At 63.6% G+C, this 11,933-nt stretch carries 16 protein-coding genes; 11 read left to right on the top strand and 5 right to left on the bottom strand.

Annotated elements, in window-relative coordinates; all coding sequences use genetic code 11:
• Nucleotides 1-4: 4 nt before the first annotated feature.
• Both ispG and EJ068_RS10925 read right to left on the bottom strand, forming a co-directional pair.
• Nucleotides 5-1,255 carry a flavodoxin-dependent (E)-4-hydroxy-3-methylbut-2-enyl-diphosphate synthase gene (gene ispG / locus EJ068_RS10930; protein WP_126080811.1) on the bottom strand — a complete coding sequence of 417 codons (1,251 nt, stop codon included), beginning with the start codon at nt 1,253-1,255 and terminating at the stop codon, nt 5-7.
• 244 nt (nt 1,256-1,499) lie between these two features.
• Nucleotides 1,500-1,679 (bottom strand): YdcH family protein, encoded by a 180-nt coding sequence (locus tag EJ068_RS10925; RefSeq protein ID WP_042641511.1) that lies wholly within the window; start codon nt 1,677-1,679, stop codon nt 1,500-1,502.
• Nucleotides 1,680-1,927: 248 nt separating this feature from the next.
• On the opposite strand from EJ068_RS10925, the gene EJ068_RS10920 reads away from it, so the two are divergent.
• Nucleotides 1,928-2,131 carry a YdcH family protein gene (locus EJ068_RS10920; protein WP_126080812.1) on the top strand — a complete coding sequence of 68 codons (204 nt, stop codon included), beginning with the start codon at nt 1,928-1,930 and terminating at the stop codon, nt 2,129-2,131.
• Nucleotides 2,132-2,157: 26 nt separating this feature from the next.
• Here the strand turns inward: EJ068_RS10920 and EJ068_RS10915 are convergent, their stop codons facing one another.
• Entirely contained in the window at nt 2,158-2,958 is an 801-nt protein-coding gene (locus EJ068_RS10915; RefSeq protein ID WP_126080813.1) for an IclR family transcriptional regulator, read from the bottom strand.
• A 164-nt stretch (nt 2,959-3,122) separates the two neighbouring features.
• Here EJ068_RS10915 and EJ068_RS10910 point away from each other — a divergent pair, with 164 nt between their 5' ends.
• The 8 genes from EJ068_RS10910 (at nt 3,123) to EJ068_RS10875 (ending at nt 9,615) form a co-directional block, all read left to right on the top strand.
• Nucleotides 3,123-3,953: a transporter substrate-binding domain-containing protein gene (locus EJ068_RS10910; RefSeq protein WP_189341575.1), complete on the top strand. Its 831-nt coding sequence runs from the start codon at nt 3,123-3,125 to the stop codon at nt 3,951-3,953.
• Nucleotides 3,954-4,129: 176 nt separating this feature from the next.
• A complete protein-coding gene (locus EJ068_RS10905) occupies nt 4,130-4,795 on the top strand; it encodes an amino acid ABC transporter permease (protein ID WP_126080815.1) in 666 nt (221 codons plus the stop codon).
• A gap of 1 nt (nt 4,796) precedes the next feature.
• Nucleotides 4,797-5,447: an amino acid ABC transporter permease gene (locus tag EJ068_RS10900; protein WP_126080816.1), complete on the top strand. Its 651-nt coding sequence runs from the start codon at nt 4,797-4,799 to the stop codon at nt 5,445-5,447.
• A gap of 2 nt (nt 5,448-5,449) precedes the next feature.
• Nucleotides 5,450-6,244 carry an amino acid ABC transporter ATP-binding protein gene (locus tag EJ068_RS10895; protein WP_127251041.1) on the top strand — a complete coding sequence of 265 codons (795 nt, stop codon included), beginning with the start codon at nt 5,450-5,452 and terminating at the stop codon, nt 6,242-6,244.
• Nucleotides 6,245-6,281: 37 nt separating this feature from the next.
• Nucleotides 6,282-6,743, top strand: a complete 462-nt coding sequence (locus tag EJ068_RS10890) for a RidA family protein (protein WP_042641524.1) — start codon at nt 6,282-6,284, stop codon at nt 6,741-6,743.
• Between the two features lie 18 nt (nt 6,744-6,761).
• On the top strand, nt 6,762-7,967 hold the full coding sequence (locus EJ068_RS10885) for an aminotransferase class V-fold PLP-dependent enzyme (protein ID WP_127251040.1): 1,206 nt from the start codon (nt 6,762-6,764) through the stop codon (nt 7,965-7,967).
• 77 nt (nt 7,968-8,044) lie between these two features.
• Nucleotides 8,045-8,542 (top strand): 5-(carboxyamino)imidazole ribonucleotide mutase, encoded by a 498-nt coding sequence (gene purE / locus EJ068_RS10880; protein ID WP_126064066.1) that lies wholly within the window; start codon nt 8,045-8,047, stop codon nt 8,540-8,542.
• Entirely contained in the window at nt 8,539-9,615 is a 1,077-nt protein-coding gene (locus tag EJ068_RS10875; protein ID WP_127250541.1) for a 5-(carboxyamino)imidazole ribonucleotide synthase, read from the top strand. Before purE ends, EJ068_RS10875 begins: the two co-directional genes overlap by 4 nt.
• Nucleotides 9,616-9,619: 4 nt before the next feature.
• Here EJ068_RS10875 and EJ068_RS10870 read toward each other — a convergent pair whose 3' ends face one another.
• Nucleotides 9,620-10,042 (bottom strand): lysozyme inhibitor LprI family protein, encoded by a 423-nt coding sequence (locus EJ068_RS10870; RefSeq protein WP_126080821.1) that lies wholly within the window; start codon nt 10,040-10,042, stop codon nt 9,620-9,622.
• A gap of 244 nt (nt 10,043-10,286) precedes the next feature.
• Between EJ068_RS10870 and ykgO the strand changes: the two genes are divergently transcribed.
• A complete protein-coding gene (ykgO, locus tag EJ068_RS10865; RefSeq protein ID WP_040974291.1) occupies nt 10,287-10,412 on the top strand; it encodes a type B 50S ribosomal protein L36 in 126 nt (41 codons plus the stop codon).
• A gap of 168 nt (nt 10,413-10,580) precedes the next feature.
• Entirely contained in the window at nt 10,581-11,201 is a 621-nt protein-coding gene (locus EJ068_RS10860; RefSeq protein ID WP_127250540.1) for a hypothetical protein, read from the top strand.
• A 140-nt stretch (nt 11,202-11,341) separates the two neighbouring features.
• Here EJ068_RS10860 and EJ068_RS10855 read toward each other — a convergent pair whose 3' ends face one another.
• Complete coding sequence (locus EJ068_RS10855; protein ID WP_127250538.1) at nt 11,342-11,899, bottom strand: helix-turn-helix domain-containing protein; 558 nt, start codon at nt 11,897-11,899, stop codon at nt 11,342-11,344.
• Nucleotides 11,900-11,933: the final 34 nt, after the last annotated feature.

The raw sequence follows: 11,933 nt of genomic DNA, 5'->3' as shown, positions 1-11,933 counted from the left end.
AGGCCTACTCGGCCGCGGCTTTGCCGTGTCCGTAGCGCTGCTCGATATAGTCGCCGACCATCTTCTCGAAATCCTGCGCGATGGACGGACCGCGCAGCGTCGCCGCCTTCTTGCCGTCGATGAAGACAGGCGCCGTCGGCGTCTCGCCGGTGCCAGGCAAGGATATGCCGATGTCGGCATGCTTGGATTCGCCGGGACCATTGACGATGCAGCCCATCACCGCGACCTTGAGGTTCTCGACGCCCGGATATTTCTCGCGCCACACCGGCATGTTCTTGCGGATATCGGCCTGGATGCTCTGGGCGAGTTCCTGGAAGACGGTGGATGTCGTGCGGCCGCAGCCTGGGCAGGCGGCGACGATCGGCACGAACTGCCGGAAGCCCATGGTCTGCAGCAATTCCTGCGACACCTGCACCTCGCGCGTGCGGTCGCCGTTGGGCTCCGGCGTCAGCGAGATGCGGATCGTGTCGCCGATGCCCTGCTGCAGCAGGATTCCCATGGCGGCCGAAGAGGCGACGATGCCCTTGGTGCCCATGCCGGCCTCGGTGAGGCCGAGATGCAGCGCATGGTCGGAGCGTGTGGCAAGCTCGGTATAGACGGCGATCAGGTCCTGCACGCCGCTGACCTTGGCCGACAGGATGATCTTGTCGCGGCCAAGCCCGATCTCTTCCGCCATCTCGGCCGACAGGATGGCCGACTGGACGATCGCCTCGCGCGTGACTTCCTGCGCGGTGAGCGGCGAGCCCTGAGCCTGGTTCTGGTCCATCAGCCGGGTCAACAGCTCCTGGTCGAGCGAACCCCAGTTGACGCCGATGCGCACCGGCTTGTCATGTCTAATCGCCATTTCGACGATCGCCGCGAACTGGCGGTCCTTCTTGTCCTTGAAGCCGACATTGCCGGGATTGATGCGATATTTCGCCAGCGCCTCGGCGCAAGCCGGATGATCGGCCAAGAGCTTGTGGCCGATATAGTGGAAGTCGCCGACCAGCGGCACATCGATGCCGAGCCTGAGCAGCCTCTCGTGGATGCGCGGAACCGCCGCCGCGCTCTCGTCGCGGTCAACGGTGATGCGCACGATTTCCGACCCGGCACGATGCAGCGCCGCGACCTGGGCGACAGTCTGGTCGACATCGGCGGTGTCGGTGTTGGTCATCGACTGCACGACGACGGGCGCGCCGCCGCCGACCATCACGCCGCCGACCGAAACGCCGACCGACCTGCGCCGTGGGAAGGGAGAAGAGAAATATCCGGTCATGCCGGTCGCCTTCATCTGAAAGTTCCCGGCATGAGGTGGCGGAGCAAAGATGGCTTGTCAATGGCAAGCGCCAGGCGAGGTTGGCAAATCAGCAGCCGCCACGCGAAAAACGCCAGCTCTGCCGATCGCGGCATCCGCGACCGAACGTTCCATCGATTTCAGTTAAAAAACACCATGCCGGTGGCATTTCCTGCCACCGGACGTTTCACCGCGGCGGGTTGCGGCGATGGTGCCTGGAGGAGCTTCAGTGTGTCGTCGGGCTAGCCTTCAGCTTTTCAATCTCGTCCTTGATTGCCAGCTTGCGTCGCTTGAGATTCACGATTTCGAGGTCGTCCACCGAAGGATGGTTCATGGCGTCGGTGAGCTCGCGCTCGATATCACCGTGTTTCCGCTGCAACTCATCAAGATGGGATGCAAGAGACATGATTGGTTCTCCCTTTCATGGTTTCCTCGATTGCAGCCGTCGCAGGCACGTCCACCGCAGGTTGAGACTGTGACGGCACCGTGACAGTCTGCCACCAACCGATCTCGATGTCGAATGACACGTGGTAGCATTCCACGACAAAGTGAAATGTGATAAGGGCTGCGCGCCGGCCTCAGACGAAAAGTCACAAACCCAGCCGGTCCCGCCCAAACAGCCCGATTGGGCGATGCATACGCAGACGGTAGATAATGTCCGAACAGGAACAGGCTGAAATACGCCTCGAATATTCCCGGCTCAAACAAGAACACGCCGATTTCGACGCCGCCATCAACGCGATGATCGCCACGGGCTGCGACCCGCTTCAGATTCAGCGCATGAAAAAGAAGAAGCTGATCCTGAAAGACCGGCTGTCGGCGCTGGAAGACCGCATCATTCCCGACATCATCGCCTGAGCGGGCAGTTTCCCGCGCTCCACAGTCTACGAGATCGAAAGCCGGGCGGCGCGCTCGCGCAGCAACGCGACCAATTCGCCAGTCCGCGCTTCCGACGTGTCGATCGGCACCACAAGGCACATCGTTGCCTCGACCTTGCCAGGCGCCGAGAACACGGGCGCCGCCAGGCATTTGGTATAGGCGTCGACAAGGCCTGACGTGACGCAATAGCCGGTGACGCGCGCCCGAGCGATGTCATCGATGAAGTCATCGATCTCTATCTTGCGGCCGTCCGGCAGCACGAGATCGTCTTCCGTGACCATCGCCTCGATCCGGCTGCGATCAAGACCGGCCAGCAGCAACCGGCCCGAAGCAGTCCATGGCAGCGGAATCTGCAGGCCGGTGGCCGAGCTGATGCGGAACGGCCTCGTGCCCGGGCTTGAATGGATGATGGTGTAGCGACCGCTCTGCAGCATGCAGAGCTCGGACGTCTCCCCGGTCTCGCGCGACAGCGTATCGACCTCCTGGCGGCCGCGCCTCAGCAGGTCGTTGCCGCGCATATAGGCCATCCCGTAGAGATAGAGCTTCTTGCCGAAATAGACGCGATTGCCGTCGCCGGCCATTTCCAGGAGACCGGCTTCGACCAGCTCGCGCACCAGCGTGTAGGTGGTCGAGCGCGGCGCGTTGAGCCCCTTTGCCAGCTCGCCGATGCCGATCGCTCGCTGGTTGGCGTGCAGGAACTCCAGGATGTTCAGGACCCTGTTGAGACCTTTCTCGCGCGAGCCAGCTGGCCGCTCTTCGCCCGTGCCTTCGCTCGGCCACCCGGTCAGCATTTCACTCTCTTGCATTGTCGATTCCTGGTGCTAGTATCTGTCTTGTACAGGATACACACGTCTCTTGTAAGAGACAATCGCTGATTGCGGCGTGTATTTCTGCTGCATTGGGGAACACACCATCAAAGGAGGTCGCCGTGAACGACACATCCGGCAGACGTGATTTTCTGAAACTTGGAATGGCGGGGCTGGCCACCGCCGGCGCGCTTACCGCCATCAGCGCCGAGAAGGCAGCCGCGCAGGCCGCATCCGATAGCGTGCTGCGCACCGCGCTTGATCGTGGCAAACTGATCGTCGGCACCGGCAGCACCAATGCGCCATGGCATTTCGAGAACGACGCCGGTGAATTGGTCGGTATGGACATCACCATGGGCCGCATCCTCGCCAAGGGCCTCTTCGACGACCCGACCAAGGTCGAGTTCGTCACCCAGGACCCGGCGCAGCGCATCCCCAACGTGACGACCAACAAGGTCGACATCACCATCCAGTTCATGACCATGACCGCGCAGCGCTCGCAGCTGATCCATTTCTCGCGGCCCTACTATGTCGAGGGCGTGGCGCTGCTGACGCTGCCCGGCTCCGAAAACAAGACCTTCGACAAGCTCCTGGCGAATGGCGCCAACACCCGCATCTCGATCCTCCAGAATGTCGATGCCGAAAGCTCGGTGCATTTTGCCTTGCCGCAGGCTCAGGTGCTGCAGATCGACACCCAGGCGAACGTGCTGCAAGCGCTGGAATCCAAAAGAGCCGACGCCGCGGCCGTCGATCTGTCGACGGTGCGCTGGCTCGCCTCGCGCAACCCGGACAAATATTTTGACGCCGGCAAGAGCTGGTATTCGATGCTTTACGGCGCTGCCGTCCGGCAAGGCGACCTGGATTGGCTGACCTTCGTCAACCAGACCTTCACCATTGCCATGTTCGGCCACGAGACGGCGCTCTATGACGCCGCCTTCAAGGAATATTTCGGCCAGGAGCCGCCGCCGCGCCATCCAGGCTTCCCGGTCATCTGACCAAGCCTACGCCAAGCCGGCGGAGGAGCGCGACAGGCGCTCTTCCGCCTCCTCGACACGGGCCGTGCGGGTGACGAATCCTTGAGCAATTTCAGGAAAAGTGTGAAGCGGTTTTCCGTCCGAAATTGCGCCAAAACAAGAGATTGTTTGTCACCGCGAGCCATTGAGACGGATGCATGGGCTACACGCTCAATTTCAACCTGATCTGGCGGCATTTCGACAAGCTTTGGGGTGGCCTGCTGCTCAGCCTCGAACTCGCCGTGATCTCGATCGCCATCGGCATCGTCATCGGCCTGGTGCTGGGGGTCTGGTACGTCTCGGCCGGGCGCGTCGTGCGCACGATCATCGCGGCCTATGTCGAATTCATCCGCAACGTGCCATTGATCCTGCTCGTCTACCTCGTCTTTTACGGTGTGCCGACCGTCATAGACCTCGCTTACAGCGCGCCCACCTCTTTTGTCGTGACGCTGTCGGTCTATAGCGGCGCCTATCTGGTCGAAGTGTTCCGCTCCGGCCTGGAAGCCGTGCCGCGCGGCCAACTCGACGCCGGCAAGGCGATCGGCCTCACCCCATGGCAGCGCCTGATCCATGTGCGCCTGCCGACGATGCTGCGCATCACGCTGCCGGCGCTGTCCAACACCTTCATCTCGCTGTTCAAGGACACCTCGATCGCTTCGGTCATCTCCGTGCCCGAGCTGACCTATGGCGCCCAGTGGATCAACTTCAACACATTCCGCATCGTCGAGGTCTATCTGGTGACGACGGCGATGTATCTGGTGACCGGTTACGCCCTGCTGTTCGCGCTCAGGCTGGTCGAACGCCGTTTCAGGGCGGCGCGCTGAGATGCTGAGTCAGATCCTCTACGCCCTGCCGTTCCTCGCCGAGGGCTTCGCCTTGACCTTGTGGGTCTCGCTGCTGGTCGTGGTCCTGTCTTTGATCGCAGGGGTGCTGCTGGGTGTCGGCCTCGTCTATGGGCCGGCGCCGCTGCGTTGGTCGGTGCGCATTTTCTCGGACACCATCCGCGGCATCCCGATCCTGGTGCTGATGTTCTTCGTCTATTACGGCCTGCCCGCGGTCGGACTGCATCTGCAGTCCTTTTGGGCGGCGGTGCTGGCGCTCACGCTGTTCAAGACGGCGCAGGTCGTCGAATATGTGCGCGGCGCCGTGGCCTCGATACCGAAGGGCCAGTCAGAGGCGGCGATGGCGATCGGCCTGACCTTCCGGCAGCGCCTCACCTCGGTCATCTTCCCGCAGGCCTTCCGCCGCTTCCTGCCGCCCTGGATCAACGGCGTCACCGACGCCGTGAAGGGCAGCGCCCTGGTCTCGCTGCTCGGCATCACCGATCTGATGCAGGCCATCAACCAGGTCATCGGCCGCACCTATGAGGCGATGCCGCTCTACATCCTCGGCGCCCTGATCTATTTCGCCGTCAACTACGCGCTTTCCTACGCCAGCCGCAGGCTGGAACGGCGCTTCGCCTTCATCCGGGACTAACCATGGCCACCAGCTCCAGCAACAGCCCAGCGCTTCTCGAGATCGCCGAGGTCTCCAAATCCTTCGGCCCGGTCGCGGTGCTGCGCTCGGTCAGCCTGCAGGTCACCAAGGGCGAGGTGGTCACCATCATCGGCCCTTCCGGCAGCGGCAAGACCACGCTGCTGCGCTGCGTGAACTTCCTCGAGAGCTATGATTCGGGCTCGATCCGCATCGACGGCAAGGAAGTCGGATACCGTGATTCCGGGACGCGGCAGCGCCGCAGCGAACGCGATTTGGCCGCCATGCGCGCCGAAACCGGCATGGTGTTTCAGAGCTTCAACCTCTTCCCGCATCTGACCGCGGCCGGCAACATCATGCTCGGCCTCACCAAGGTGCGCGGCAAGAGCAATGTCGAAGCCCGCTCGATCGCCGAGCATTGGCTCGGCCGCGTCGGCCTCGCTCACAAGGCCGACAGCCTGCCGGCGGAGCTTTCAGGCGGCCAGCAGCAGCGGGTCGGGATTGCCCGCGCCGTCGCCATGGAGCCGAAGATCCTGCTGCTCGACGAGATCACCTCGGCGCTCGACCCCGAACTCGTCGGCGAGGTGCTGGCCGTGGTGAAAAGCCTCGCCGAGGACGGCATGACCATGGTGATGGTGACGCATGAAATGGCCTTCGCCCGCGACGCCTCCAGCCGCATCGTCTTCATGGCCGATGGCGACGTCTCGGCCGTGGGGCCGCCGAAGGAGGTTCTCGCTGCCGAGACCACCAATGAGCGGCTGCGCACCTTCCTGGCGCGTTTCCGTGCCTCGCATTTCTGAAAGCGGATGGCTTTCGCCATCCAAGGAGTACCCTTCCATGTCGCCTTACGAACGGCTCGCTGAACTCGGCCTGACCCTGCCCGAGCCGCCGACACCTATCGCCAATTTCGTAACCCATGCCGAGAGCGGCCGTCTGATCTTCCTTTCGGGCCAGGGGCCGCTGCGCGCTGACGGCACGCTGTGCACCGGCAAGGTCGGCGACAACGTCACCGTCGAGCAGGCCTATGAGCATGCCCGCCTCACGGGCCTCAATCTGCTTGCCGTCATGCACGCGGCGGCGGGCGACCTCGGCCGCATCGTGCGCGTGGTAAAACTGCTCGGCTTCGTCAACGCAACCCCGACCTTCAGCGACCACCCCAAGGTGGTCAACGGCTGCTCGGACCTTTTCGCCGATGTCTTCGACAAGATCGGCGGCCATGCCCGCTCGGCTATCGGCGTCGGCTCGTTGCCTGGCAACATCACCGTCGAGATCGAAGCGGTCGTCGAGATCACCGCCTGATTTTAGGAGTTCGCCCTCATGAAAACCTATTCCGACGCCGGCTCCAACACCACAATTCGCGAGCGCCTGGGGCTGAGACCCATCATCAACGTCTCCGGCACGATGACGGCATTGGGTGCTTCGATCATCGTACCCGAGGCGATCAGCGCCATGGCCGAGATGGCCTCACAATGGGTGGAGATGGACGATCTGCAGCGCTCAGCAAGCGCAGTCGTCGCCCGACTCACCGGCGGCGAGGCCGGCTTCATCACCGCTTGTTGCGCCTCAGGCATCACCATGGCGGTCGCCGGCGCGATGACCGGCACCAATCTTCTGGCGATCGAGCGGCTGCCGGACGACACCGAAGGGCTGAAGTCTGAAGTCGTCATCCAGCTCGGCCATATCGTCAATTACGGCGCGCCGATCGACCAGTCGATCCGGGTGGCCGGCGCCAAAGTCATTCCGGCGGGCACCGTTAGCGTCACCCAGGACTACCATGTGCGCGAGGCGATCAACGAGCGCACGGCGGCGGCTCTCTACGTCGTCGCCCACCACACCGTGCAATACGGCATGCTTTCGCTGGAGGAGTTTTGCGAGATCTGCCACGCCAAGGGCGTCCCGGTGATCGTCGACGCCGCCTCGGAATACGACCTTCGCAGCTTCCTGGCGCGCGGCGCCGACATCGTCGTCTACAGCGGCCACAAATTCCTTTCAGGGCCGACCAGCGGCATCGTCACCGGCCGCAAGGACCTGGTCCGCGCCGCCTATCTGCAGAACCGCGGCGTGGCGCGCGCCATGAAGGTCGGCAAGGAAAGCATCGCCGGCACCATGGCGGCGCTCGAGGCCTGGGAAAAGCGCGACCATGCCGGCATCCGCCGGCGCGAGGAGGCGGCGCTCAATCTGTGGAAGGACGCGCTGCAGGGCATTCCGGGTATCAATGCGCAGATCATTCCCGATCCGACCAACAACCCTCTCGATCGCCTGCAGGTCTATGTGCGCCCGGCGAGCCGCTTCACGGCTGCCGGACTTGCCTCCGCGCTCGCCGCTGGCTCGCCGCCGATCATCGTGCGCAACCACGAGGTCGAGCGAGGCCATTTCTTCCTCGATCCTTGCAACCTGCATCCCGGCGAAGCGGAGATCGTGGCCGAGCAACTGCGCGCCGTGCTGACGGCGAAGGACCGGCCGGCTGACGCGATGAAAGTGGCGCGCAAGGATTCGACCGAATCGTTGCGCTGGCCGGACTAGCTGGCTGTCATCGCGACAATCCTTGCGGCTATCGGCGAATTCCGCTAAGGCGCGCCTTTGCCGCCGGGAGCGAAACCTTGACCGATCAGCGTGCCGACGTCGCCATCATCATGGGCAGCCAGTCCGACTGGGCGACGATGCGCCAGGCGGCCGAAACCCTGGATGCGCTGGGCATCCCGCACAAAAGGCTGATCGTCTCCGCCCACCGCACCCCCGACCGCCTCTATGAGTTCGCCAAGGGGGCCAAGGCCGCCGGTTACAAGGTGATCATCGCCGGCGCCGGCGGCGCCGCGCATTTGCCCGGGATGACGGCGGCGATGACGCCGCTGCCCGTCTTCGGCGTCCCGGTCGAATCCAAGGCGCTGTCCGGCCAGGATTCGCTGCTCTCCATCGTGCAGATGCCGGCCGGCATCCCGGTCGGCACGCTGGCCATCGGCAAGGCGGGGGCGGCCAATGCCGCGCTGCTTGCCGCGGCGGTGCTGGCGCTCAACGACGACAAGCTCGCCGCCCGGCTCGATGCCTGGCGCGCGGCGCAGACCGCCAAGGTCGCCGCCGAACCGACGGACGCGCCGTGAGCCTGGCGCCCGGATCGACCATCGGCATCATCGGCGGCGGCCAGCTCGGCCGCATGCTGGCGATGGCTGCTGCCCGCCTCGGCTACCGCATCGTCGTCCTGGAGCCGCAGGCCGACTGCCCGGCGGCTCAGGTCGCCAACCGGCAGATCGTCGCCGCCTATGACGATCCGAAAGCGCTCGCCGAGCTCGCCGCCGCCAGCGCCGTCGTCACCTATGAATTCGAGAATGTTCCGGTCGCCGCGGCCAAAACGCTCTCGGCAACGGTCCCGGTCTACCCGCCGGCGCGCGCGCTCGAAGTCGCGCAGGATCGCCTCACCGAGAAAACCTTCCTGAACGGCATCGGCATCCCGACGGCCGAGTTCTGTCCGGTCGACAATGACGACCATTTGACCGAAGCTTTGAGGAAATTCGACGGCAGCGGCGTGCTGAAAACCCGCCGCATGGGCTATGACGGCAAGGGCCAGCGCGTCTTCCGCAACATGGAAACAGGCGGCTTTGCAGGCACCTGCGAGGCGATGGGCAATGTGCCGCTGATCCTGGAATCGCTCGTCGCTTTCGAGCGTGAGATTTCGGTGATCGCCGCGCGCGGTCTCGAAGGAGCGATCGCCGCTTACGATCCGGCCGAAAACGTCCATCGCGAAGGCATATTGCGCAGCTCGACCTTGCCGGCCGCCATCGGTCCGCAAACGGCAGCGGCCGCCAAGGATGCGGCCGCAAAAATCCTGTCCGCGCTCGACTATGTCGGCGTCATCGGCGTCGAGTTCTTCGTGCTTGCCGACGGCTCGCTACTGGCCAACGAGCTGGCGCCGCGCGTGCACAATTCCGGCCACTGGACGGAGGCTGCCTGCGTCATCTCGCAGTTCGAGCAGCATATACGCGCCGTCGCCGGCCTGCCGCTGGGCTCGCCCGCCCGGCATTCCGATTGCGTGATGGAAAACCTGATCGGCGACGACATGCTGAAAGTGCCGGCGCTGCTCGCCGAACCCGACCTGATGCTGCATCTCTACGGCAAGGCCGAGTCGCGCCCCGGCCGCAAGATGGGCCATTTCACGCGCCTTATCAGGCAGCCATAACGCTCTATTGCATATCCTCGTCGCCGCCCGCGTCGGAGCCGGCGCAACTCGGATCGCTCAGCTTGCAGTTGGCGGAGGAGGTGAGCTGCTTCAAGCGCTCGTTGGTGAGCTTGGTCAGGCACTGCGACACCTCCATCGGATGGATGGAGCCACCCTCGCTGTCGGCGGTCGAATAAGCGCATTCGGCGTCACGAAAGGCGATCCAGGCCCGCTGCGCCGTCTGCAGCAGCCTATTCGAGGCCTGATCGTTGCTGCTGACGATGTTCTTATAGGCGGCATTGAGCCTGGCATCGGCCGCCTGGTAGTCGGCATCGGCGCAGATGTTCAGCATCGACTGGCTGTCGTCGCTGCGGTCGCAGTCCTCGGCAAACGCTGCCGGGGCGGTCGCCAGGAGAACAAGACAGGCGGGCAGAAAAAGACCGCGCATGGGAATCTCCAGTCGCTTGGGTGTGGACACCATTCCAGTCGACCTCGAGTCGCGCAATGCCGTGGCCGGTAGGGATGGCGAATATTTGACGGATCGCGCCAATTGCCCTTGTTCGGACACCGTCACGTGGTTGACACGGACGAGACTCCTCGTTTATGAGCCTCGCCAAGTTCAAAGGCGCGCTTTTTTCGGGCGCGCCTTTAAAATTCGGCCCGGGACGGGCCCTGACCGAACAGGCAAGACCATGAAGATCAAGAATTCGCTCAAGGCGCTCAAGGCGCGTCACCGCGACAACCGGCTGGTTCGCCGCAAGGGACGCATCTACATCATCAACAAGACCGCTCCGCGCTACAAGGCGCGCCAGGGCTGACGCTTGCGCGCGGCTTAGTGCATGTCGCCCAAACGCGCCAAGCGGTTTTGGGGCAACGACATGCGCAAAGAGACTACGCCGCGCCCGTTTGTTGTTGATTGCCGGTTCGCCGGCTATCGCACGCTAAAATCATTTGGACGATCCGCCGTCCGGGATTAGATTCCGGCGATGGGGATTCGTTTTGCATTTTTCGCCGCCTTTTTGCTTTCCGGCGCAGCTTTGCCTGCAGGAGCAGAAACGGTTCCGGGCGCGTTGCCTCCAGATGCCGCGCCGCCCGCCGCGACACCTCCGCCGGCCGCTCCAACCAGGCAGGGTCGCCTCGACCAGCTGTTCACCGAGTTAAAGCGCGAGCGCAACGAGAAGGCCGCCGAGCGCATCGCCGGCCGCATCTGGAACGGATGGAACCAGTCGGGCAGCGCCTCGATCGACCTGATGATGCAATGGGTGCAAAAGGCGACGGAAGACCAGAAATTCGACGTCGCGCTCGATTTCCTCGACCAGGTCGTGACCTTGCAGCCCGACTATGCCGAAGGCTGGAACCGGCGCGCCACCGTGCATTTCCTGATGAAGAATTACGGGAAGTCGATGGCCGACATCGACCGCACCCTGCAGCTCGAGCCGCGCCATTTCGGCGCGCTCTCGGGCCTGGCCCAGATCATGTCCGAGACCGGCCACAAACAGTCGGCGCTGGAGGCCTGGCAAAAGGTGCTGGCGATCTATCCGATGATGCGCAGCGCCCAGGACCAGGTTTCAACGCTTTCGGAAGAGCTCGCCGGCGAGGGCATCTGACGCGCTTACGTGCGTTTCTTCATCTTAAAGCGCGTCGCGCTAGAGCGGTTCACCGTTTCACGGAAACGGCGAACCGCTCTATCTCTTTGTTTTGACGCAATTCCGGACGGAAAACCGCGAACACTTTTCCTGGAATTGCTCTAACCGGATGCGCGCAACGGGCTTGAGGCCTCTGTCTTGATGTGGCGAAGTTCCTCGGCCTTACGCTCGACGACGGCCTCATAAGCAGTCCGCAACTGCTGGCGCACGCTCGGCGCGCCGGGCGGCGGCCTCGAAGGCGCGCCGAGATGCTCATGGCGCAACTCGTCCATGAACTGCTCCCATAGCGGCGGGCCGCCCTTTTCGAGCAGCTCGGCGCGGATCGACAATTCTTCGCTTACCGGCAGCCAGACCCGGCCCCAGGCGCCGAGCTGCGCCATGATCGGCACCAGCGTGATCGCCATCTCGGTCAGGCTGTAGATCGCCTTCTGCTTGTGGCTGGGATCGTCGGCCTTGGTCAGCAGGCCGAGCGCCATCAGCCGCTTCAGCCGGTCGGCCAGGATGTTGGAGGCGATGCCCTCCAGCGAGCCATTGAGCAGCTCGCGAAAATGGCGCCGGCCGCCAAAGATCACGTCGCGCAGGATGATCAGGCTCCAACGGTCGCCGAACACTTCGAGCGACAGATTGATCGGGCAACCGGACCGGCGGTCGATGTTCATGGCAGTCTCCAGAAAAACCAGTTGCATTATGATA

Source organism: Mesorhizobium sp. M2A.F.Ca.ET.043.02.1.1 (genome assembly GCF_003952405.1).
In the GTDB taxonomy this organism is placed as follows: domain Bacteria; phylum Pseudomonadota; class Alphaproteobacteria; order Rhizobiales; family Rhizobiaceae; genus Mesorhizobium.
This window is presented reverse-complemented; position numbering and strand designations above follow the sequence as displayed.